Origin of the sequence: Haloarchaeobius pelagicus (assembly GCF_051207375.1) — an archaeon.
Taxonomy (GTDB): domain Archaea; phylum Halobacteriota; class Halobacteria; order Halobacteriales; family Natrialbaceae; genus Haloarchaeobius.
Genome location: NZ_JBPJZD010000001.1, coordinates 1,801,203 through 1,822,628, shown reverse-complemented (window position 1 = coordinate 1,822,628; position 21,426 = coordinate 1,801,203). Strand labels below are relative to the sequence as shown.

General features: G+C 64.2%; 16 protein-coding genes. 11 read left to right on the top strand and 5 right to left on the bottom strand.

Annotation, left to right across the window (positions count from 1 at the left end):
• Window positions 1-25 precede the first annotated feature (25 nt).
• From ACSC1S_RS09620 to ACSC1S_RS09610, 3 genes are all read left to right on the top strand, one after another.
• Window positions 26-3,028 carry an STT3 domain-containing protein gene (locus ACSC1S_RS09620; RefSeq protein ID WP_435364114.1) on the top strand — a complete coding sequence of 1,001 codons (3,003 nt, stop codon included), beginning with the start codon at window positions 26-28 and terminating at the stop codon, window positions 3,026-3,028.
• Window positions 3,029-3,075: 47 nt separating this feature from the next.
• A complete protein-coding gene (locus tag ACSC1S_RS09615; protein ID WP_435318648.1) occupies window positions 3,076-4,005 on the top strand; it encodes a DUF368 domain-containing protein in 930 nt (309 codons plus the stop codon).
• Between the two features lie 218 nt (window positions 4,006-4,223).
• Window positions 4,224-4,361 carry a DUF7503 family protein gene (locus ACSC1S_RS09610; RefSeq protein WP_435318647.1) on the top strand — a complete coding sequence of 46 codons (138 nt, stop codon included), beginning with the start codon at window positions 4,224-4,226 and terminating at the stop codon, window positions 4,359-4,361.
• Window positions 4,362-4,411: 50 nt separating this feature from the next.
• Here ACSC1S_RS09610 and ACSC1S_RS09605 read toward each other — a convergent pair whose 3' ends face one another.
• The 4 genes from ACSC1S_RS09605 to glpA all read right to left on the bottom strand — a co-directional run bounded on the left by ACSC1S_RS09605 (window position 4,412) and on the right by glpA (window position 10,991).
• Window positions 4,412-6,454 (bottom strand): hypothetical protein, encoded by a 2,043-nt coding sequence (locus tag ACSC1S_RS09605; protein ID WP_435364113.1) that lies wholly within the window; start codon window positions 6,452-6,454, stop codon window positions 4,412-4,414.
• Window positions 6,455-6,769: 315 nt separating this feature from the next.
• Window positions 6,770-8,077: an anaerobic glycerol-3-phosphate dehydrogenase subunit C gene (locus tag ACSC1S_RS09600; protein WP_435364112.1), complete on the bottom strand. Its 1,308-nt coding sequence runs from the start codon at window positions 8,075-8,077 to the stop codon at window positions 6,770-6,772.
• The gene (glpB, locus tag ACSC1S_RS09595; protein WP_435364111.1) at window positions 8,074-9,327 is read right to left on the bottom strand and encodes a glycerol-3-phosphate dehydrogenase subunit GlpB; all 1,254 of its coding nucleotides are present in this window, start codon (window positions 9,325-9,327) and stop codon (window positions 8,074-8,076) included. Before glpB ends, ACSC1S_RS09600 begins: the two co-directional genes overlap by 4 nt.
• The gene (glpA, locus tag ACSC1S_RS09590) at window positions 9,324-10,991 is read right to left on the bottom strand and encodes an anaerobic glycerol-3-phosphate dehydrogenase subunit GlpA (protein WP_435364110.1); all 1,668 of its coding nucleotides are present in this window, start codon (window positions 10,989-10,991) and stop codon (window positions 9,324-9,326) included. Before glpA ends, glpB begins: the two co-directional genes overlap by 4 nt.
• A 236-nt stretch (window positions 10,992-11,227) precedes the next feature.
• Here glpA and glpK point away from each other — a divergent pair, with 236 nt between their 5' ends.
• From glpK to ACSC1S_RS09570, 4 genes are all read left to right on the top strand, one after another.
• Entirely contained in the window at window positions 11,228-12,769 is a 1,542-nt protein-coding gene (glpK, locus tag ACSC1S_RS09585; RefSeq protein WP_435364109.1) for a glycerol kinase GlpK, read from the top strand.
• Window positions 12,770-12,771: 2 nt separating this feature from the next.
• Window positions 12,772-13,854 carry a DUF7973 family transport facilitator gene (locus ACSC1S_RS09580; protein ID WP_435364108.1) on the top strand — a complete coding sequence of 361 codons (1,083 nt, stop codon included), beginning with the start codon at window positions 12,772-12,774 and terminating at the stop codon, window positions 13,852-13,854.
• 80 nt (window positions 13,855-13,934) lie between these two features.
• Complete coding sequence (locus ACSC1S_RS09575) at window positions 13,935-15,113, top strand: Cdc6/Cdc18 family protein (protein ID WP_435364107.1); 1,179 nt, start codon at window positions 13,935-13,937, stop codon at window positions 15,111-15,113.
• A gap of 69 nt (window positions 15,114-15,182) precedes the next feature.
• Window positions 15,183-15,860, top strand: coding sequence for a phosphoglycolate phosphatase (locus tag ACSC1S_RS09570; RefSeq protein ID WP_435364106.1), 678 nt, complete (start codon window positions 15,183-15,185; stop codon window positions 15,858-15,860).
• A gap of 70 nt (window positions 15,861-15,930) precedes the next feature.
• Here the strand turns inward: ACSC1S_RS09570 and ACSC1S_RS09565 are convergent, their stop codons facing one another.
• Window positions 15,931-16,131, bottom strand: coding sequence for a VNG_1110C family protein (locus tag ACSC1S_RS09565; protein WP_435318638.1), 201 nt, complete (start codon window positions 16,129-16,131; stop codon window positions 15,931-15,933).
• Window positions 16,132-16,268: 137 nt separating this feature from the next.
• On the opposite strand from ACSC1S_RS09565, the gene ACSC1S_RS09560 reads away from it, so the two are divergent.
• The 4 genes from ACSC1S_RS09560 to ACSC1S_RS09545 all read left to right on the top strand — a co-directional run bounded on the left by ACSC1S_RS09560 (window position 16,269) and on the right by ACSC1S_RS09545 (window position 21,344).
• Window positions 16,269-17,381 (top strand): OBG GTPase family GTP-binding protein, encoded by a 1,113-nt coding sequence (locus tag ACSC1S_RS09560; RefSeq protein WP_261651609.1) that lies wholly within the window; start codon window positions 16,269-16,271, stop codon window positions 17,379-17,381.
• 2 nt (window positions 17,382-17,383) lie between these two features.
• Window positions 17,384-17,848, top strand: coding sequence for a TIGR04206 family protein (locus tag ACSC1S_RS09555; RefSeq protein ID WP_435364105.1), 465 nt, complete (start codon window positions 17,384-17,386; stop codon window positions 17,846-17,848).
• A 102-nt stretch (window positions 17,849-17,950) separates the two neighbouring features.
• Entirely contained in the window at window positions 17,951-18,709 is a 759-nt protein-coding gene (locus tag ACSC1S_RS09550; protein ID WP_435364104.1) for a VOC family protein, read from the top strand.
• Window positions 18,710-19,040: 331 nt separating this feature from the next.
• The gene (locus ACSC1S_RS09545; protein WP_435364103.1) at window positions 19,041-21,344 is read left to right on the top strand and encodes a DUF7827 domain-containing protein; all 2,304 of its coding nucleotides are present in this window, start codon (window positions 19,041-19,043) and stop codon (window positions 21,342-21,344) included.
• Window positions 21,345-21,426 lie beyond the last annotated feature (82 nt).

The window sequence follows — 21,426 nt, the reverse complement described above, 5'->3', positions numbered from 1 at the left end:
CGTCGCTTCAGACTTTTCCCGTACAATGAGCACGTCGACTGGCGAGCAGACGGAATCCGAACAGGTCCGTTCGGACTCCGTCATCGAGCTTTTCAAACGCTGGTATCACGTGCCCAGTGTGGGGCTGATCATGGCCTTCATGCTCTGGGTACGGCTGCAACCACTGGATAACTTCACACGAAACGGCGAGGTGTTCTACGCTGGCAACGACGCCTGGTACCACCTTCGTCAAGTCTCCTATACGGTTCGCCACTGGCCGACGACGATGCCGTACGACGTCTACAGCGAGTTCCCGACCGGGGTTCGTGCGGACCAGTTCGGGACGCTGTTCGACCAGCTCGTCGCGACTGCTGCACTCATCGTCGGCCTCGGCGACCCCTCCCAGCACACCATCGCGATGACCCTCCTGGTCGCGCCGGCCGTTTTCGGGATGCTGGTGGCGATCCCCACGTACCTCATCGGGAAGCGCGTCGCTGGACGCTTCGGTGGTGTCACTGCTGCACTGGTCCTCGCGCTCCTTCCGGGCGTGTTCCTCCGTCGGTCGACGGCCGGTTTCTCCGACCACCACGTCGCGGAGGTCCTGTTCCAGGCGCTTACCGTACTCGGCATCATGGTGGCGCTCCGCTCGGCCGAGCGTGAGAAACCCGTCTACGAGCTCGTCGCTGACCGCGACTGGGATGCGATGCGGACGCCGGGCAAGTGGGCCGCCCTCGCCGGTATCTCGGCTGGCCTCTACATGTGGGTCTGGCCGCCCGCAGCTGTGCTCCTCGGCATCCTCGGAGTGTTCTTCGCCATCGCGCTCTCCATCGAGTACATCGCGGGGCGTAGCCCGGACCACCTCGCGTTCACCGGTGTGGTCGTCGGTGTCACCTCCGCATTCACCGTCCTCCTGAGCATCGACCAGTTCAGTCTCGGCGTGACCTCACTCTCGCCTCTGCAGGTCGGACTCGGGCTCGGTCTCGCAGCCGGCTGTGCTTTCATGGCGTGGCTGGCACGGACGTGGGATACGATGGAGACGGAGACGCTGCGAAACGCCTCCCTCATCTCCTTCGGACTCCTGTTCTTCGCTATCATCCTCGCAGCGGTCGCCGACCTTCCCTTCCTCGGGCTCCCGTTCGCACTCATCCTCGTCTTCGGTGGGCTCTTCGGCGGTGTTGCGTACACGCGAGACGAGAAAGCCGAGAAGAAAGCCTACTATCCAGTGGCTATCTCCTCGATTCTCGTGGCAGGACTGGGTGCACTCAAACTCGTCGCCCCCGACGCGTTCGGTATCCTCATCCGGAACGTCAACCGCACCATCGCCTTCGCACAGAGCGACACCACGCTGACCATCGGCGAAGCGCAGGCAGTCGTCGGTGCCGGTGAACCGTTCGTCCAGACGATGACCCAGTTCATGGGCGCACAGTACGGCCTCACCTACGTGGTCGCCGCGGCCGCGTTCGTCTGGCTCGTCTGGGACCTCTACTCGAGCGACAAGTATCGCTCCGAACTCCTGTTCGTCCTCGTCTGGTCGACGTTCATGTTCCTCATGGCGATGACGCAGGTGCGGTTCAACTACTACCTCGTCGTGAGTGTGGCCGTCCTGAACGGCTTCTTCATCGGCCGCATCGTCCAGGTCGTCGGCATCCCGGACGTTTCGACCGACGATATCGACGTCGAGCCGTATCAGGTCATGTCCATCGTGGCGGTCATCATGCTCGTCGTCATGCCACTGACGCCGGTGCTGGCGATGACCTCGACGACGGTCGACGCCCAGGCAGATAGTATGTCGCCAGGCTCCGTCGTGCTCTGGGACAACAGCACGGACTTCCTCGAGAGCAACACTCCCGAACCCGGACAGTACGGCGGTGCGAACAACGAACTCGGGTACTACGAGACGTACGAGAACCAGGACGACTTCGCCTATCCCGAAGGCGCGTACGGTGTGATGTCCTGGTGGGACTACGGGCACTGGATCACGGTGAGAGGCGAACGTATCCCGGTCGCCAACCCGTTCCAGCACAACGCGAAGGCGGCGTCCGACTACCTGCTCGCGCAGAACGAGACGCACGCGAACCTGCTGCTCGAGGCACTGCCGAATCTCCACGACGCCGAGAAACCGGTCGACCAGCTCTCGAACGAGGACCTCCAGCGCCTCGTCGACCAGCAGAACGACCAGCAGGCCAGCGAGGACACTCGGTACGTCATGATCGACTACCAGATGGCGAGCAGCAAGTTCGGCGCTATCGCGACCTGGACCGGGCCGAGCCCGCAGACCTACTACACCAACAAGCAGGTCACCATCAACAACTCGTCCGTCGTCTTGCCCGGCATGGGTGAGCAGTACGAGAGGACGATGCTCTCGCGGCTGTACTTCGACGACGCGAACGGGCTGGAGCACTACCGGCTCGTCCACGAGAACCCCTCGCAGGTCGGCTTCGCGTCCCTCGCGGTCCAGCAGAACGGACGCTGGCAGGCGGCGGCGGTCAACCGCGCACTGAACATCCAGCAACTGCTGCAGTACCAGTTCAGCCCGCAGGTACACGTGTACGACACGAGCGTCGAATCGGTCGTCAAGACCTACGAGCGCGTCCCCGGCGCGACAGTCGCCGGCCAGGCGGACGTCTCCAGTGCGACGAACGTGACCGCGAAGGTCCAGCTCAAGTCCCAGACGACCAACCGGACGTTCAACTACACGCAGACGGTCCAGACGGACGACCAGGGTAACTTCGAGATCACGGTGCCGTACGCGACCGACGACTCCCTGACCGTCGAGGACGGGAGCACCGACACCGTCGTCGAGGCGACCGGCGAATACACCATCACGGTCGAGGGCTCCAACGAGACCGGGACCGTGGCGGTGCCCGAATCGGCCATCATGACCGAGGACGGCGAGCCCATCACCGTCGAACTCTCCGCTGCAACCGGGAGCTCGAACAGCACGGTGAGTACAGACGTGGCCAGTGGCTCCGGGTCCACGTCCGCTGCCGATGAAGACCAGCCGCGCCTCGTCCGCACTGACGCTGGCACGCTCGCCCGCGCAGCCTAATCACCGAAGGACAACCGTTTTCTCGCTTCCAGCGATACCTGAGAGCGATGCGTGAGTCATTCGCGGTCTACCTGAAGGGGTTCATGATGGGCGCTGCCGACACCGTCCCCGGTGTCTCTGGCGGCACCATCGCGCTCATCACCGGCATCTACGAACGACTCATAGAAGCCATCACCGCGTTCGACCCGCGTGACCTCAGACACGTCCTGCGTGTGCACGAGGAGTCGGGTCGGGCCGCCCTCGGCGAGCTCTTCTACCGCGTCGACGCACCGTTTCTGCTCGTTCTCGGCCTCGGTATCGCGACGGCCGTCATCACCCTCTCCCGCGTCCTGCACGCCGCCATCCAGCAGTATCCCGCGCTGGTGGCCGCGTTCTTCTTCGGGCTCATCGCGGCCTCCGCGGTCGTCCTCTATCAGGAGGTCGACGTCTCGACACCCCGCCGACTGCTGGTCGGCGCGGCTGGCGTCATCATCGCGGCCGGCGTGACGATGATTCCGTCGAACGCGCTCGGGCACTCGACGCCGGTCGTCTTCGTCTCGGGAGCGGTCGCGGTGTCGGCGATGGTCCTGCCGGGCGTCTCCGGCTCGTTCTTCCTCGTCATCCTCCAGCAGTACGAGTACATGACCGGCACGCTGAAACGCTTCGTCGACGGGCTGCTGTCGCTCGCCAGCGGCGGTGACTTCGGCCCCGTCGCCGAGTCGGGCGTGGTGGTCGTCACGTTCTGTACCGGGATGGCGCTCGGCCTGCTCTCGATGTCCCGTGTCATCGACTGGGCACTCGACAACTACCGCGAGGCGACGCTGACCTTCCTGGTGAGCCTCATGGTGGGCGGGCTTCGACTCCCGCTCGTGGATATCCTCGACAAGGGCGATCTGAGTTCGGGGGAATCGATGGCTGCCATCGTGGGTATCGCGCTGATAGGGGGCGTGCTGGTGCTCGGGATCGATTACGTGACCGAGGACTTCGAGTACGCCTGAGCCCGGCTGGTGGAGGCCGAACTACCCATTATCCGAATGTAATCTTTATCGGTGATTTCTAGCGGCAACCTACAAATTTTGGAGACAATATGGATGTGTTTGTCTGGTTCTAATGGAATTATGGCTACGTCTGTTTTCCATACTACTAAGAAATATGTATTTTTTATAAGTAATATTAAGATAGATTAATGTCATCCACTACCAATGGTGCTGTTGTCATGCAAGAAGACAACGACACCCTGGCGAACTACCTCGCAGAACACCCGCGGATGATCGGCGTGCTGTTCATGATCGGACTCCTGCTCATGCAGGCAAGCCCTGTGGCAGCAGGCAACGGCGGTATCGTTGGACCCTGAAGGATTTTCGTTTCGTACAGTCAGCGCTGTTCTGCCGACACCGGCTAACGCTACTCCTCGAATAGTACGACGCCAATCGAGTTGTTCCAGTTAATCGACCCCTGCATCTCGAACGGATACATCGTCCAGGTCAGGTATTCAGTGAGTTGTTCTTTCGAGATATCGAACGCGGGGAGACTCCCGGGATGTAAGAAATGTTCCTCTACGTGGTCGAGGTACGGCGTCATCGTTGAACCCAGCTGATAGAGTTTCGTGGGAAACAGATCGACCGTTAACTCGAACTGGTCGTCTTTCGGAGCTGGCGAAACTCTGCTCACCATCGGCGCCCCAGCATCGGGTTGCACGATGTCCAGAGAGCCATCCCCTACGATGAGATACTGGTCACCGATGCTGGTATGCTTGTGTACTAGCTCGACCGTCGCTCTCAGGGGGAATCCAAGGTTCAGCAGGTGTGCGATCGCCTGTCCGATCTCTATTGCATGCTCGTTCACCACATCCCCGAGAGTCGCCACTCCCCCAAACGAACCCTTTTCGACGAGCGCTTCTGCCTGTTCGAAGGACCGACAGGCGTTCAGTAGAAACGCGTTCACGGAGATCGAGTCGAGGGTTCGGATATCAAGCTCTCCATCTGTGCACCGAAGCCCAGTCGGAGTCGCGTGCCCGATGTAATGCAACAAGTCACATCTATCATCGGTCAAGATCTCGGAGAGTTGTTCTCTCGAGACTCCGAAATGAGAATCGACGTTGTAAGGATGGTCGTCACGGTCTCCGTACACACCGTCCAAGGTGGTCTGTTCGTCGATCATATGTGGGTCGTTACAGACCACCGTGATGTCGATCGAATCGTTGCGCTCGATTTCGCGCAGCTGGTGCTCGAACGACTTCACAGATGCCTTCGACGCACCAAGCGGGGTTCCAGCACCGAACCAGGCGTGTTCTACCGACTCGTCCTTGCGGACGGGTTCGACGAGTGTCATGGTTCGTGCGTTCTCATCCGTACTACGGGCTTCCGACCGAACTGCTGGTGCCCGGGTCTGAGCCTGCTCTACATTCCGTGTGATCTGATGCTCGTTGGCTCTTGGTGCCCGGATGACACCGAGGTCGTTGACGATGTGTGGAATCGCCTCGACACTGTCCGGTGTCGGAGGGAGGTGCGCGGTGAGGCACCACCGGGGTAGATGCGGTTCGACGGTCTCGAATGGGACTTCGAGATACGAAGGGAGCTGTTCACTCACCGACCTGTCGTACATCTCCTCGATGTCGAACGGCAGGTCTGGTTCGACCTGTGTGCGCTCGTGGAGGTCGACCTGATACAGCCCCTCGGTTCGAACCACGCAATCGAGGAACAGTACCTGCTTCAGTACCTCTGCGACTTCGTCCTCGAACCACCGGTCAGTGTCGAGCGAGTACTCGAACTGGTCGGTCACGAGCCGGGGGGTCCTCCCCGGAACCAGGTCTGCGCCGAGGTAGAACGCGAGCGGTGCTGCCGAGTAGATGAACTCGTGCTCTGGTGGGACGACGAACTTGATACCCGTGTCGGGCTGCTGGAATCCGGACGGGATGTCGAGTTCGTCACCGAGCTTGACCATCGGTGGATAGCCACGGAGCGTCGGGTACGACCGCTCGCAGGAGGTCGTCTTCAGCGACGACGAGAGGGTACTGAGTGCAGTCATCAGGTCGTCCGGGCAGCCCGTCGTCGTGATGGTCCCAGCGGGCTGTTTGTGATACGACCGGATGCCGAAGTGAACGGTGGTCGGTTCCGGAAACATCACCTGGAGCGTGTCGATCCCCTTCGAGATGGTTGCGGCTCCGTCGAAGTGCCAGTAGATCTTGACAGGAGCGGTGAAGTCGAGACTGTAGCGTCTCGATCCCAGGGACAACGTTTCGTGGGTTCGAACCGCCTTGTCGTACGTTCCGTCCGAACTCCGGAGGTACACCTCGGGCGATTGTCTCAGCGAGAGTTTGCTCGCCTGGATGTTGAATGCTTCATCGACGGGATATCGGAACGACTCTGTATCGCTCGACTGTATGGTGACACCGCTATCGGTCACCACCTGTATCTGGCGCTGTTTGATGTGGTCCTTGATGACCACGCCAGTCGGGTCCTCCGTCGTCCGATAACTAACCTTCATTGTGTCTGGTGCTGGCTACCGCCGATTTCACGTGCGTCCTCGGCGTTTCCACTGTTGCCGGTGTCCGAAAATACGTCGAACGCCCCATCGAGCTACCCAGGAGAGGGAATCGTTGCCCAACGATTCGATGGAGCGGTCGAGTATCAGCTGGTTTCAGGTTCGACGTGCCAGTCGGGTCTATACCTACAGGATACAGATTGGAACACTTAAATTTCCGGTCGAAAACGATGTTCTCTAGACGACAATCGGTAGCATGCCCTGAGTCAGAAAGGCGATTCAATCGCCCCCCAGCGCGTCCGCGACGACCTCCAGCGTGTGTCGGACGTCGTAGCCGCTCCCGTGTTCCATCTGCATGGCACAGGTCGGACACTCGGTCAGCCCGGTCTCCGCGGGGGCCTCGTCCATGTGGTCGAACATCTCCTCACCGATAGCCATCGAGTTCTCGTAGTTCTCCTCCTTCCAGCCGTAGGTGCCGGAGATGCCGGAGCAGGACTCGCCGACGTCGTGGGCGTCGACGCCGTCGACGTTCCCGAGGACTTCGACGGCCTGCCCGTCGAGGCCCTGGTTGCGGGCGTGACAGGGGGCGTGGTAGGCCAGCTCGTCGAACTCGCCGTCGTAGTCCTCGCTGGTGGCGAGTTCGCCTTCGAGGTCTTCGAAGGTGCGCAGGTACTCGACGGCGTCGTAGGTATGGGAAGCGACGCGCTCGGTGTCCTCGAAGTCGAAGAGCTCGGGGTACTCCTGGCGGAGTGCCATCGAGCAGGAGGTGCACGAGCAGATGACGTCGTAGCCCTCGTCGACGAGGTCGGCGAAGGTCTCGACGTTGAACTTGGCGGCGCGGTGGGCGTCGTCGAGCATCCCGTTGGCGAACATCGGAGTGCCGGAGCAACGTTGCTCGGGAACGGCGACCTCGTAGCCGAAGTGTTCGAAGGTCTCGACCAGGGCCTTCCCGACCTCGGGCGTGTTGTAGTTCGCGTAGTCGCCGTGGAAGTACGCGATGCGCTTCTCCTCGCTCTGGACCTGTGCGCCACCGCGCTTTTCGAACCACTCGCGGAAGGTCTCGGTCGCGAACTCGGGGAAGTCGCGCTCGGCGGTGATGCCGAGTACCTTCTCGTTCACCTTCTGGACCAGCGAGTTCCCCATCACGAAGTTGGTGAGACGCGGGAACATCGAGCCGAGCTTGCCGAGGCGGCCGTAGTTCGCGAGGATCTTGTTTCGGACGTACTCCCGCGAGAAGGTGTCCAAGTGTTCGTCGACGTACTCGGCGCGGGCCGTGTTGTGCATCTGGCTGAGGGGCACGTCGGCCGGGCAGGCACCGTCACAGCGCATGCAGTTCGAGCACTTCATCACCGACTTGTCGATGTCGGTGTCCTCCTTCTGCTTGAGCCGCCACTGCTCGGGGCCCTGGAACTTCGGGCCGGGGAACTCGTCGTCCACCTCGGCGACCGGGCACGAGGTGTCGCAGGTCGAGCATTTGTAGCAGCTGTCCGCGCCGGGGCGGAGGTCGGCCTCGCCTTCGGGGAACACCTGTATCGGTTCGAACTCGTCGTCGCTGTTGGTCGTGGTAGTCGTCTCGTCAGTACTCATAGATTGTCTCCTGCTCGCGTGCCGGCGAGCCAGCCGGTCGCGAGCGAGATGCCGCTGCCGGAGAGTTCCGTCGCGAAGTCCGCCCCGCCGACGACGCTGCCGGCTGCGCGGAGGTTCTCGTAGGCCGCCGTCCCAGATTCGTCGAGCGGGCGGCCGTCGTCGTCGATTCGCACGCCGAACCGCGCGAACGCGTGGTCGCCGAAGGCGGCCTCGGCTGACCAGTCGTACCGGTCCTCGGGGTGGGGAACGTGCAGGTCGAACAGGGGTTCGCGCACCGACTCGCGGTCGGTGTCGATACCGCCGCCGACCAGGCCGCCGGTGGCGAGGACCACCTGGTCCGGGTAGTGGGGGATGGTCGCCCCGTTGCGGTCCATCTCCAGCACGTCGATGCTGCCATCCTCGGCCTCGAAGTCGACCATCGGGCAGCCGGTCGTGACGGCCACGCCCGCGTCGAGCAGGGCGGACCGCATCCGGTCGCGCAGGCGCATCCCCGGCAGACTCGGCGGCCCGGTCGGCACCTCGAACACCGGAACGCCGAGGGCCCTCGAGAGGGAGTCGATGACCGGCCCGGGTTTCTCGCCGAGGACGGCCGGGAAGCCGACCCGCTCGGCCTCTGCGTCCGCCAGATGCGGCTCCACGGCGCGTGCGAGGTCGCCCCGGACACCGCCGTCCTCCTGCAGGAGCTTGGCGATTCTGGTGGGTTTCACGTCGTCGCGGAGGTCGACCGGGAACGAGAGTTCGACCCCAGTCACGTCACCGGGAACCGTCTCGTCCAGCTGGTTTGCGGCGAGTGGGGCGTCGAAGTCCGGGTCCGATTCGAAGCTCACGAGGAGGGTCGCGCGACCATCGCCCGCGAGGCCGGCTTCCATGCTCTTCGGGTACCGGAACGTGGGTTTGACCGTGCCCTGCGTGGTCGGCACGAGGACGTTCCGGTCGTCTTCTCCCGCAGCTTCCGCGTAGGCGTCACCCGTCACCTCGTCGAAGAGCGCGAATCCCTCGCGGATGGCCTCCTCACCGGTGATTCGGTAGGGATGGTTCTCGGGCAGGTCGTCGATGGCGGAGAAGGGGTCGGCCAGCAGGTCGCCATCCGGACCGACGTATCCGAGACAGTCTGCGAGCCCGGACGCCTGGCGCATCGTGCTCTCTTTCGCGGAGACGAGCCGCACGTCCGCCCCGGTCTTGGCGGCGGCGAGGGCAGCGGTCGAGCCGGCGAGTCCACCACCGACGACGAGCACGTCGTCTTCTATCATCGGTCGGCACCTCCGAACTCGCTCCAGTCGATGTCGTCGGACGCGTGTTCGTGCCCGCGGTTCCAGGTGGTCGCGTGCATCGCGTGGTTGAGCATCGCCTGTTCGAGCTGCTCGCCCCAGAGCGCGTGGCGCTCGCCCTTCCAGCGCTCCTGCCAGAGTTCGTCGAGGGAATCTCCCGCCTTTTCGGAATCGTACTCGGGGTGGAGTTCGTTCGCGAGCCGGTGACAGCACATCCCGCCCTGGCAGTTGCCCATCGAGGCGCGAGTCCGGATTCGGACCGCGTTGAGGTCCGTGCCGGACTGGTCGATGGCGTCCTGCACCTCGGCGCGGGTGACGGCCTCGCACTCGCACAGCACCGGGTTCGGGCTGGTCGAGGAGAGCACGTCGTCGGCCCGGGAGCCGAGGCGCTCCTTGCTCCGGCGGGCGACCGGGGAGCGCAGGCCGTAGGCGTTCATCCCCTTGTCGAGGCGTTCGGGGTTCTCGCTGCCGGGGAGGGGGACGTCGGCAGTCTGGCACGAGGCGGTGACGCCGAGGACGTCGCAGACGTGGTCGGCCACGTCCTCCGCCATCATGCGGTAGGTGGTGAACTTCCCGCCGACGACGCTGGTGAGGCCATCGAGACCGTCGCGCTCCTCGTGGTCGAGCAGGAAGAAGTCCCGCGTGATGTCGGTCGGGTCCGTCGTGCCGGTGTCCGGCGGTTCGTACAGCGGGCGGACGCCCCAGAACGACCGGACCGTTCTCGCGTCCTGCAGGATGGGGACGAGCTGGGACAGCTCGTCTATCATCCTGTCGACCTCCCAGCCCTCCTCGGGGTAGTTCTCGGGGTCTGAAACCTCCTCGTCGGTCGTGCCGAGGATGGCCGTCGTCTCGTGCGGGACCACGATGTCGGCGTCCCCCTTGGGCTTGCAGCGGTTGATGACCGTGTCGACCTGCCTGACGTTCATCACGACCATGACGCCCTTGGAGGGGCGGACCTCCACGTCCACGCCGGCCATCTCGCCGATACGGCCGGCCCACGCTCCCGTGGCGTTGACGACGTAGTCGGCGTGGATGTCCTCCTCCTGTCCGGGCAGCCCGTGCTCACGCTTGCCCGGCCCGGATTCGTGTTTCACGCGTGCGCCCGTCACGCGGTCGCCGTCGGTCAACAGGTCGATGACCTTCGCGTGGGTCTCGACGCGCCCGCCGTGCTGCTCGGCGGAGATGGCGTTCGCGACGCAGAGCCGGAACGGGTCGACCGCGCCGTCGGGGACCTTGATTGCCTTGTCGACGTCTTTCGCGAGGTAGGGTTCGACCTCGCGGGCTTCCTCCCGCGAGAGGACCTCGGCGGGGATGCCACAGTCGGCACAGCCCTGCAGCTTCTCCTCGAAGTATTCCTCGGTGTCCTCGGGTCGTTTCACGAACAGGCCACCGGTCATCTCGACGCAGTGACTCGCGATGTCCCGGAGGACGCGGTTCTCCTCGATGCACTCCGTCGCACTCGCCTGGTCGGAGACGGCGTACCGGCCGCCGCTGTGGAGCAGGCCGTGCATCCGGCCCGTCGTCCCGTGGGTCAGGTTGCCCTGCTCGACGAGTGTCACGTCGAGTCCACGCATCGCGAGGTCGCGGGCGATACCGGTACCCGTCGAGCCCCCGCCGATGACCAGGACGTCTGTTCTCGATGCCATCCAGTCATCTCAACTCCGTGGCGTAGCTACTTTATTTTTTATCCTGTGGGGGGAGACCCCCAGTAACTTCTGCGGTCGCTCCTGTATTACTCGGTACCCCTCGCCGATTCCGGGCGGAATCTGGGGTATATTGTCGGTTTTTTGATTGGATTCACAGGGTTTTATCATGATGGACCATACACTTTACCCTCAGTGGCCGGCCCTCGGTAAAGTAAGGTCGGCCGCCCGGACTAACCATGGCACGAAACAGCTACGTCGGTGCGATCGACCAGGGAACGACAGGGACACGGTTCATGGTGTTCGACCACAGCGGACAGGTGGTCGCCAACGCCTACGAGAAGCATGAACAGATCTACCCGGAGCCGGGCTGGGTCGAGCACGACCCCATGGAGATCTGGGAGAACACGAAGGAGGTGGTGACGCGAGCGCTGGCCGAGGCCGGTGTCGAGGCCGAGCAGCTCGAGGCGCTCGGGATCACGAACCAGCGCGAGACGACGCTCATCTGGGACCCTGAAACGGGCAAGCCCATCCACAACGCGCTGGTCTGGCAGGACCGCCGGACGACCGACCGCGTCGAGGTTCTCCAGGAGGAGGACAAGGTCGAATGGATCCGCGAGAAGACCGGCCTCGAGGCCGACGCGTACTTCTCGGCGACGAAGGCTGAATGGCTGCTCGACAACGCAGACCCCATCAAGATGGAACGGTCGCGTCCACAGGACATCCGCGACCGTGCAGAGGAGGGAGAACTCCGCATGGGGACCATCGACTCGTGGCTCATCTACAAGCTCACGGGCAACCACATCACGGACGTCACGAACGCCTCCCGGACCATGCTCTACAACATCCGGGAGATGGAGTGGGACGACGAACTCCTCGAGGAGTTCAACGTGCCCGAGAGTCTGCTCCCCGAGGTTCGACCGTCGAGCGACGAGAGTACCTACGGGACGACCGACGCCGAGGGCTTCCTGGGCGCGGAGGTCCCCGTCGCCGGCGCATTGGGTGACCAGCAGGCCGCCCTGTTCGGGCAGACCTGCTTCGACGAGGGTGACGCCAAGAACACCTACGGGACGGGGTCGTTCTTCCTGATGAACACCGGCGAGGAGGCCGTCACGTCCGACCACGGCCTGCTCACGACCATCGGCTTCCAGCGCTCTGGCGAGCCCGTCCAGTACGCGCTCGAGGGCTCCATCTTCATCACTGGCGCGGCAATCGAGTGGTTGGAAGACGTCGACCTCATCGACGACCCGGCCGAGACCGCAGAGCTCGCCCGCAGCGTCGAGTCGACCGATGGCGTCTACGTCGTCCCGGCGTTCACCGGGCTCGGTGCCCCGCACTGGGACGGCCGCGCCCGCGGGACCATCGTCGGCATGACGCGGGGTACCCGCCGCGAGCACATCGTGCGGGCGACCCTCGAATCCATCGCCTACCAGACCCGCGACGTCGCGGAGGCGATGGAAGCCGACTCCGGTATCGAGATGAACCGCCTGCGCGTCGACGGCGGGGCCGTCAAGAACAACTTCCTCTGCCAGCTCCAGTCCGACATCATCGACACGGAGATCGCCCGGCCGGAGGTCGACGAGACGACCGCCCTCGGCTCGGCGTACGCGGCTGGCCTCGCCGTGGGCTACTGGGACACCATCGACGAGCTGCGCGACAACTGGAAGGTCGACCGCCAGTTCAGCCCGGACGCCGACGAGGCGGAGATGGACCGCAAGTTCGGTCGCTGGCACGATGCCGTCGAGCGCTCCCTCGACTGGGCCCAGGACGGAGGTGAATGAAGATGGGAGTCCAGGCTGTCATCGATGCGCTGGCCCAGCCTGAACTCTGGATTGCCGCGTTCGCTGGCGGCGCGTTCGGGGCCGCCCTCGGGGCGCTCCCGGCGTTCATCTTCACCGGGTTCATGGTGCTGATCGGTGAGTCCGCCAACATCCTCAAGGCGGAACTCGCCGGTGCCGGGGTCATCGGGTCGGACGCGTTCACCGTCGGTATCACGGGGAGCATCGCGTTCGGGCCGGTGTTCGGCCCGCACATCTCCTTCGCCGGCGGGGCCGCCGCGGCCGCCTACGCCGCGCGGAAGGGGTACATGGACACCGGGTTCGACTACCACGAAGCGAAGAACATCGCCCACGCGCTCGGCACCAAGCCGGACGTCCTCGTCGTCGGGGGCCTGTTCGGCATGCTGGGCATGATCATCCGACAGGTCTCGTTCGGCTTCGCGATGCCGTGGGACCCCATCGCCATGGGTGTCGTGCTCTCTGCGGTCTTCCACCGGCTCATCCTGGGGTACTCCATCATCGGGACGGTCCGCGGAAGGAGTATCTTCGACATGGACCCGTTCGAGACCGAGGAGATGCGCCAGACCGCCGAGGGCGGTGAGGTCGTCGCCGACGGTGGCGTCGTCCAGAAGGAACGGCTCAAGGTCGAACCGTGGCTCCCCCACCAGTACAAGTGGAGTGGCGTCGCGATGATCGGCCTCACGGTCGGCATCCTCGCGGCCTACGTCGCCGTCACCACGGGGAGCTACTTCCTCGCGTTCGGTATCAGCGCGACGAGTCTGCTGTTCCTGAACTGTGGGGTCGAACAGATTCCGGTCACCCACCACATCTCTCTCCCTTCCAGCACGGCCGCACTCGCGATCGTGCCTGCAGCAGAGGCGGTGCCGATGGTCCCTGCACTCCTCATCGGTGCCGCCTTCGGCATCAGCGGAGCGCTGACTGGCGAGGTCATCCAGCGCATCTTCTACGCGCATTCGGACACGCACTTCGACCCGCCCGCGGCCGCCATCGTGGTCAACACGTTCTTCATCGCCGTGCTCGCGATGGCGGGTGTCCTGCCCCAGGCCGGGTGGGTCCCGCTGCCGTGATCGCCTACTGCCAGCAGGCTTTTATTTAACGCCGCCATACGACCGTCCCGATTTCGATACAGCCGCCCGCGACACCCACTATGGACCTCAAGACACGAATACGCCGCCGCCAGCGAAACGGTGCAGACGCGCCGATAATCCTTGAGTACGACGCCATCAGCCCGGTCGTCCACGTCGAGGAGCCCACCGGCCGCGGGCCGGTGCTCGAACGGTTGCTCGACTACCTCGACCCGGTGTTCGACCAGCGTCTGCCCCCGAACGCCTACGTCTGGGGGCCGCCGGGGGCGGGCAAGTCGGCGGTGCTGACCACCCTCTGTTCGCACCTCGACAGACTGCTCTCTCACGGCGGGTCTGCCATCCACACGACCACCCGTGCACAGACCGGCACCGCGCCGGTGTTCGTCTACATCGACGCCCGGCGTGCGAACAACGAGCTCGGCCTCTATCATGCGGTCCTCGACGGGCTGCTCGATGAATCGGTCCCGAAGCAGGGTGTCGGCAGTGACGACCTCCGCGACCGGCTTGTCGCACACCTCGACACGCCGGCCGGCGATGCGGTCGTCACCGTCGACCACGTCGAAGAGGCGGACACGGTCTCGCTGGAACTCCTCACCGAGTGCTTCGACCCCGTCTCCGACTCACTCTCGTGGGTCGCCGTCGGACGCGAGGACCCGGACAGCTTCGACGACGCGGTCCGGCCGCCGGAACGCATCGAGGTTCCAGCCTACGAACGACACACCCTCGTCGACGTGCTGACGGCCCGTGCCTCGGACGGGTTGGCCAGACAGGCCATCGAACACGAGCAGGTTCGCCGCCTCGCCGACTGGGCGCAGGGTGACGCCCACGACGCACTCGCCGGCCTCTTCGGCGCGGCCGACGTCGCTAGCGATGCCGGCCACGACCGCATCCGGGAACGGGACCTCGAAGCCGGGATGGGTGCAGTGCCACGCCCGTCGGTATCGCTGGGGCGTGTGCTGACGCTCCCGGCGAACCGCCAGCACGTCCTGCGAAAGTTGGTCGACCTCGACGAGGACGCCGCCGAATCCGTCGGCTCGGCGACCGAGGCCATCGCCGCCTCGCCCGACGTGGACCTCTCCGCAGCGACCGTCAAACGCTTCCTCTACGAACTCGCCGAGGCGGGTATCACCGAGCGCGTGACCAGCGAACATGCTGGAGGCGCTGGTCGGCCACCGAGCCGGCTGGAACCGCGATTTCCGACCCTCGTCTTCCGGCGGCTGTACGACCTGCGGGCGGACTGATTCTGACCGGCCGAAACTCGTCGCACCGGAGAGCGTGACCGATTTACTTCACCCGCCCCGAGGACAGGTATGACCGACCTCCCCCCGCTCGTCCTCGACATCGACGGGACGCTCACGCGCCCCGACCACGGCGTCGACCCGCGCGTGTTCGACCCCATCCGCGACTGGCCCGAACCGGTCGTCATCGCCACCGGGAAAGCGTTCCCCTACCCGGTAGCGCTCTGCCAGTTCATCGGCATCGAAGAGCGCGTCATCGCGGAGAACGGCGGTATCGGCTTCGTCGACGACGAGGTGCTGGTCCACGGTGACGGCGAATCCGCGACCGCTGCGGTCCGGGCGTTCACCGAGAACGGCGGCGACCTCGGCTGGGGGCGCTCCGACCTCGTGAACCGCTGGCGTGAGACCGAGGTCGCGCTCCGGCGCGACGCCGACGAGGAACTCCTCCGGCGCATCGCGACCGAGCACGGCGTCGAGGTCGTCGACACCGGGTACGCCTACCACGTCAAACAGGGCGACATGTCGAAGGGCCGCCTGCTGGAGGAGGTCGCACCGCGCCTCGGCTACGAACCGGGCGACTTCGTCGCGATCGGGGACTCGGAGAACGACGTGTCCACCTTCGAACGCGTCGGCCGAAGTTACGCGACCGCGAACGCGGACGACGCCGCGAAAGCAGCTGCTGACGTGGTCCTCGACGGTGCACACGCGACGGGAACGCTCGCTGCGCTCGCCGAGCTTCGAGAGTCGTAGCGACCTCGCGGCCGTCGTGACAGTATCGCTCGAAAAACGGGGAGTAGTAGAGAGGCGATACGAACCGGGTTCAGGGCATCGAAACGCCGCGGCGGGCGAGGTACTTGCTCGCCCGTTTTATCTCGACTGGACTGCCGACGAGGCGGTAGTACCCACCCTCCTCGAGGATGGTGAGCATGAACTCCTCGTCCAGGTCCTGTCGCACCTCTGTCAGGGCGTCGTCGGGAACCACGATCTGGGTGCTATCTCGGAGCTGCGCCGGGTCTGGCATTCCTCGTATCGGCCGTCACGGCCGTTAGATATTAATGCACCGAAGTATCTTACCGCTGGCAAAGGGGAGGCCACGGGCGGGTGGGCGACGAAGCGAGTGGACAGGTTTTTCGGTACCGACGGCGGACCTAGCACCAAATGGGGCTGAAAGAGGAGATCGAGGCGATCGAGGAGGAGATATCCAACACGCCCTACAACAAGTCGACGGAGGCCCACATCGGCCGGCTGAAGTCGAAGCTCGCACAGAAGAAAGAGAAGCTGGAGAAACAGCAGTCGGGCAGCGGCGGCGGCCAGGGCTACGCCGTCGAGAAGCACGGTGACGCCTCGGTCGCGCTCGTCGGGTTCCCGAGTGTGGGGAAGTCGACGCTCATCAACGCGATGACCAACGCCGACTCCGAGACCGGCGAGTACGAGTTCACCACGCTCACGGTGAACCCCGGGATGGCCGACATCAAGGGTGCGAATATCCAGCTTCTGGACGTGCCAGGGCTCATCGAAGGTGCCGCCGAAGGTCGTGGTGGCGGGAAAGAGGTGCTCTCTGTCGTCCGGAGCGCCGACCTCCTCGTGTTCGTCCTCTCCGTATTCGAGATAGAGCAGTACGACCGCCTGCGCGAGGAGCTGTACAAGAACAAGGTCCGTATCGACCAGACCCCACCCCGGGTGACCATCCGCAAGAAGATCAAAGACGGCATCAAGGTCACCTCCACGGTCGACCAGCCGATGGACGACGACACGATCAAACAGGTCCTGCGCGAACACGGCTACGTCAACGCGGACATCAATCTCGGCGAGGAACTCGACATCGACCGGCTCATCGACGGCATCATGGACAACCGCGTGTACACACCCTCCATCGTCGCCGTCAACAAGGCCGACCTCATCGACCCCGAGTACAAGGAACACGTCGACGAGGAACTCCGAAAGCGCGACCTCAACCCGGACAAGGCGACGTTCATCTCCGCACAGGAGGAGAAGGGCCTCGATGCCCTCAAAGAGCGTATCTGGGACCACCTCGGCCTCATCCGCGTCTACATGGATAAACCCGGCCGCGGCATCGACTGGGAGGAACCCCTGGTCGTCCCCGAAGGGTCGACCATCGGCGAATCCCTGCCCAAGCTCGGCGGCGACATCGAGAAGCGATTCCGCTTCGCCCGCATCCGCGGTCCGAGTGCGAAACACGACGGGCAGCAGGTCGGTGAAGACCACGTCCTCCAGGACGAGGACATCCTGAAGCTCATCCTCCGCAAGTGAGCGTGGGAGCCACTGCAGACAGCCGCGCGGCTCTGCGCCGAATCGGTGCCATCCTCCTCGTCGTCCTCACCCCGTGGACTGCAGTCCTCGCGAGCGGCGAGTTCACGCTGGTGTTCCCCTGGGCGCTGGTCGATCCGGAACCACTCCATGTGACGTTCCTCCACGACTACCTCTTTCGTTTCACCGGCGGGTTCGCCAGTCTGCCACCGTTCCTGCAGGCCTGGCCGCTGGCCACGCTCGCCCTCGGTGCGGCGCTCGCGGCAGCACTGGTCGCGGCGGCGACCGGTCACGAGGACCCGCGCCTGACCGGTGGCCTGCTCGCGCTCTCTGGCATCACGAGCTTCAGGCTCGCCTTCGGGTTCCTTGCGCGCCCGAACCAGACCGCGATTCCGGTCGGCGGACTGGTTGCCATCGTCCTCGCGTGGTGGGTGTACTGGCCGCTGGTTCGACGCGAAGCCGATAAATAACTCATCGCGCACGCGTGGAATCCAGAAGCCAGTCCTCGTCTTCCACCCACGCAGACTTCCCGTTCCGGTATCCCTATCAGGCTTCTCGGCATATCGCCGCCCATGTCAGCGACGCTCGACCACACGATGCTGCGAGTCGAAGACCTGGAGGCCTCGCTCGAATGGTACCAGACACACTTGGACTACGAGGAGAAGGGTCGCTGGGAGGCCGACACCTTCACCAACGTCTACCTCGGACCCGAGGACATGCACGACGAGGGCGCGATGCTCGAACTCACCTACAACCACGACGACCGCACGTACGAGATGGGCGACGCGTGGGGCCACATCGCGGTCCGCGTCGAGGACGTGTACGACGCCTACGACGAACTCATGACCCAGGGCGTCGAGGACTACCGCGACCCTGACTCCTGTGGCGGCTCCTACGCCTTCGTGAAGGACCCCGACGGCCACGAGGTCGAGATCGTCGAGCGCGACCACGGCGCGAAGTGGAGCCTCGACCACACCATGGTCCGCGTCGAGGACGCCGACGCTGCCATCGGCTGGTGGACCCGCAAGCTCGACTACGATCTCGTCCGGCGCTCCGAACTCGACACGTTCGCGCTCTACTTCATGAAGCCCGAGGACGCCCCCGAGGAAGCGATGTCGATGGAGCTGACCTACAACTACGACGGTCGCTCCTACGACCAGGGCGACTCCTGGGGCCACGTCTGCGTGCGCGTCGACGACCTGGACGACGCCTGGGACGACCTCGTCTTGCGCGACGCCGAGGACTACCGCGACCCCGCGAGCTGTGACGACATGTACGCGTTCACCCGGACCAACGACGGCCACGAGGTCGAACTCCTCGAACGCGAGTGATAACTCGACACTGAGTCAATCGGCCGATAACGGCCGTATACTGCCGTTCTCTCCGGCATCTGTGAGGCCGAACCCCGGATTACTTTAAGTACTTTCTGCTGGCGGCTACGATTTCATCGCGGCACCGGAAAACCTCCAGAATACGGGGTAGTGGGGGTGTGAGACGTGTTCGCACCACGGGTGCTTCACCACAAAGCATTTATAACAATGGTCCGTGCGTTTCTGTTGTACCCCTACCCATGGTGACAGTACCGAGTACACCTGGTCGCCCCCCACAGGCATCAGGCGTGAAAGGTGATGTCGCCGCCGAAACGAACCTACAATACAACCTATGACAGGAAACAAAGACAAGGCACGCGGCATTCTGCTGGCGGCGCTGATGGTCACGTCCGTATTCGCGGGCGTCATCGCGTTCTCCGGCAGCGCGGCTGCGAGTCCCCTCAATGATGGCGACCGCTTCTGGGCGGGCCAGACCATCGAGGCGGACAACACGGCATTCGCGGCGGATAGTACGATCGAACTGCAGGAAGCTGACGGCACATTCGTGAGTGAAGTTGTCACGAACAGCACGTCCGGCTTCACCATCGACACGACGGACCTGTCGACCGGTGACTACCGCGTCACGGACGGCTCGACCACGATTAACTTCAGCGTCTCCGAGCAGAGCTTCTCTGCCTCGGCCGCTTCCAGCTCCGTCAAGACTGGCAACAACCTGAACTTCACCGTCGAGTCCAACCGTGCGAACTACAACTACACGGTCAGTGCGGACGGCCTGAGCGACTCCGAGGTTTCCAACATCTTCAACGGAACCGAGCTCAAAGGCTCCACTTCCTCGACCGTGACGGCTAACTTCAGCAACGTCGACGCTGGTAACTACACGTTCGACTTCGAAGTCGTCGACACCGGCGAGACGGCTTCCGTCGACGTGACGGTCAACCCCGAGGAGACCGGCCAGGCTGACCTCCCGAACACCATCATCTCCGATGAGCTCGGCGACGTCGCCTCCATCACCATCGACCTGACCGCAACCAGCTCCGCCGCAGTCTCCGTCGGTTCGTCCGACGCTGGCTACACGGCGAACGGTACGGTCACCGACGGTGACGGTGACGGCGAAGTCACGCTCCTCATCAACACCTACCAGATGGGTAACGCTACGGTCGACGCGTACGACGTCGCCGGCAGCGAGGACAGCATCACCTGGAACAACGAGACCAACCTCGAGGGTAACCTCATCGACGAGGGCCAGTACGAGGTCACCGTCGCAGCAGGTTCCAGCACCAGCGCTGACGCGCAGGACGTCGCAACGCTCAGCATCACCGAGCGTAGCACGAACGACCTGAGCACCTGGACGGCCCCGAAGGGCACCAGCGTGTCCAGCGTCTCTGACATCCTCGCCGGCGTCGAGTCCGGTGCAGTCACGCAGGACTCCCGGATCGCCGCAGAGGACGTGCTCGTTCACGAGCTCGACGCCTCCGGTCTGGAAGGTTACATCGCGAACCAGAGTGGCGCAGACACCACCGCGAAGTTCTTCAACGCGCTCGGTAGCAAGGTCACTCTGAAGGTCGAGCAGACCAACCCGTCGCAGAACCGCCAGGCGAAGGTTCTCGGAATCAACGCCTCGAACACGGACGTCATCGCTGACGCCGACAACGACACCTACTACCTCGTCACCGACACCGCGAACGTCGCGGGTCAGCGCGGTGGCTCCGGCGACTACGTCGCAGCCAGCGCTGGTGACAAGTACAAGGCTACGTTCACGGTCGACGCTGACGCGACCCCCAAGGCGCTCGCCTCGAGCGACGAGAGTGTCAATGCGAACTGGGAGCTCTCCCAGCGCACGGTCACCATCGACGCTGACGCGAACGGCGACGTCACTGTCGAGTCCGCCGAGAACAGTAGCATCTCCGGTACGAGCACGCTCGCACCGGGCTCCAAGCTCAACGTCCGCGTCAACAGCGAGGACACCGCCACGCCGTTCCTGAAGACCGGCTCCGCAACGGTCATGGAGGACGGCACGTGGTCCACGTCCCTCGACTTCAGTGACGTCCCGCAGGGCACGAACTTCTCCGTGTCCGTCCGCGACGTCCAGGACGGTAGCGCGCAGATCGCCTCCGCAGACGGCCAGGTCACTGGCGCTGCTTCCCTGAGCATCGCGTCCCTCGACGCGCCGAGCTCGGTCGAGCAGGGCGAGACTGTCACCGTCACCGCGGAGATCTCGAACTCCGGTGGCGCATCCGGCACGGCGACCGTCGAATTCCGCTTCGACGGTGACACCGTGGCCTCCGAAGAGGTCACCGTCGCTGCTGGCGCAACCGAGTCCGTTGAGTTCAGCCTCCCGGCTGACGTCGAACCCGGCACGTACACGCACGGCGTGTACGTCGGTGACATGAACTCCACCGCGGAGCTCGAGGTCACTGCCCCGGCAACGGACACCGCAACCGCAACGGCGACGGCAACCGCGACCGCGACGGCAACCCCGACCGCGACCGCGACGGCCACCGCCACCCCGACGGAAACTGACGCACCCGACACCACGGCTGAGCCTGACAGTGACGGCCAGCCCGGCTTCGGCATCGGCGTCGCGCTCGTCGCGCTCGTCGCTGCGGCACTGCTCGCAGTCCGCCGTCAGAACTAAACGCTAACTAACCGGACTTCGTCCGGTCCTTGACTTCGCTTTCTTTCGGACGCTACGAGACACAGTGGCTACGCCGGGTCCC

Excerpts from the sequence above, each read along its gene's own strand:
- ACSC1S_RS09620 (WP_435364114.1), top strand. The coding sequence starts at position 26 with ATGAGCACGTCGACTGGCGAGCAGACGGAATCCGAACAGGTCCGTTCG.
- ACSC1S_RS09615 (WP_435318648.1), top strand. The coding sequence starts at position 3,076 with ATGCGTGAGTCATTCGCGGTCTACCTGAAGGGGTTCATGATGGGCGCT.
- ACSC1S_RS09610 (WP_435318647.1), top strand. The coding sequence starts at position 4,224 with ATGCAAGAAGACAACGACACCCTGGCGAACTACCTCGCAGAACACCCG.
- ACSC1S_RS09600 (WP_435364112.1), bottom strand. The coding sequence starts at position 8,077 with ATGAGTACTGACGAGACGACTACCACGACCAACAGCGACGACGAGTTC.
- glpB (WP_435364111.1), bottom strand. The coding sequence starts at position 9,327 with ATGATAGAAGACGACGTGCTCGTCGTCGGTGGTGGACTCGCCGGCTCG.
- glpA (WP_435364110.1), bottom strand. The coding sequence starts at position 10,991 with ATGGCATCGAGAACAGACGTCCTGGTCATCGGCGGGGGCTCGACGGGT.
- glpK (WP_435364109.1), top strand. The coding sequence starts at position 11,228 with ATGGCACGAAACAGCTACGTCGGTGCGATCGACCAGGGAACGACAGGG.
- ACSC1S_RS09580 (WP_435364108.1), top strand. The coding sequence starts at position 12,772 with ATGGGAGTCCAGGCTGTCATCGATGCGCTGGCCCAGCCTGAACTCTGG.
- ACSC1S_RS09575 (WP_435364107.1), top strand. The coding sequence starts at position 13,935 with ATGGACCTCAAGACACGAATACGCCGCCGCCAGCGAAACGGTGCAGAC.
- ACSC1S_RS09570 (WP_435364106.1), top strand. The coding sequence starts at position 15,183 with ATGACCGACCTCCCCCCGCTCGTCCTCGACATCGACGGGACGCTCACG.
- ACSC1S_RS09565 (WP_435318638.1), bottom strand. The coding sequence starts at position 16,131 with ATGCCAGACCCGGCGCAGCTCCGAGATAGCACCCAGATCGTGGTTCCC.
- ACSC1S_RS09560 (WP_261651609.1), top strand. The coding sequence starts at position 16,269 with ATGGGGCTGAAAGAGGAGATCGAGGCGATCGAGGAGGAGATATCCAAC.
- ACSC1S_RS09550 (WP_435364104.1), top strand. The coding sequence starts at position 17,951 with ATGTCAGCGACGCTCGACCACACGATGCTGCGAGTCGAAGACCTGGAG.
- ACSC1S_RS09545 (WP_435364103.1), top strand. The coding sequence starts at position 19,041 with ATGACAGGAAACAAAGACAAGGCACGCGGCATTCTGCTGGCGGCGCTG.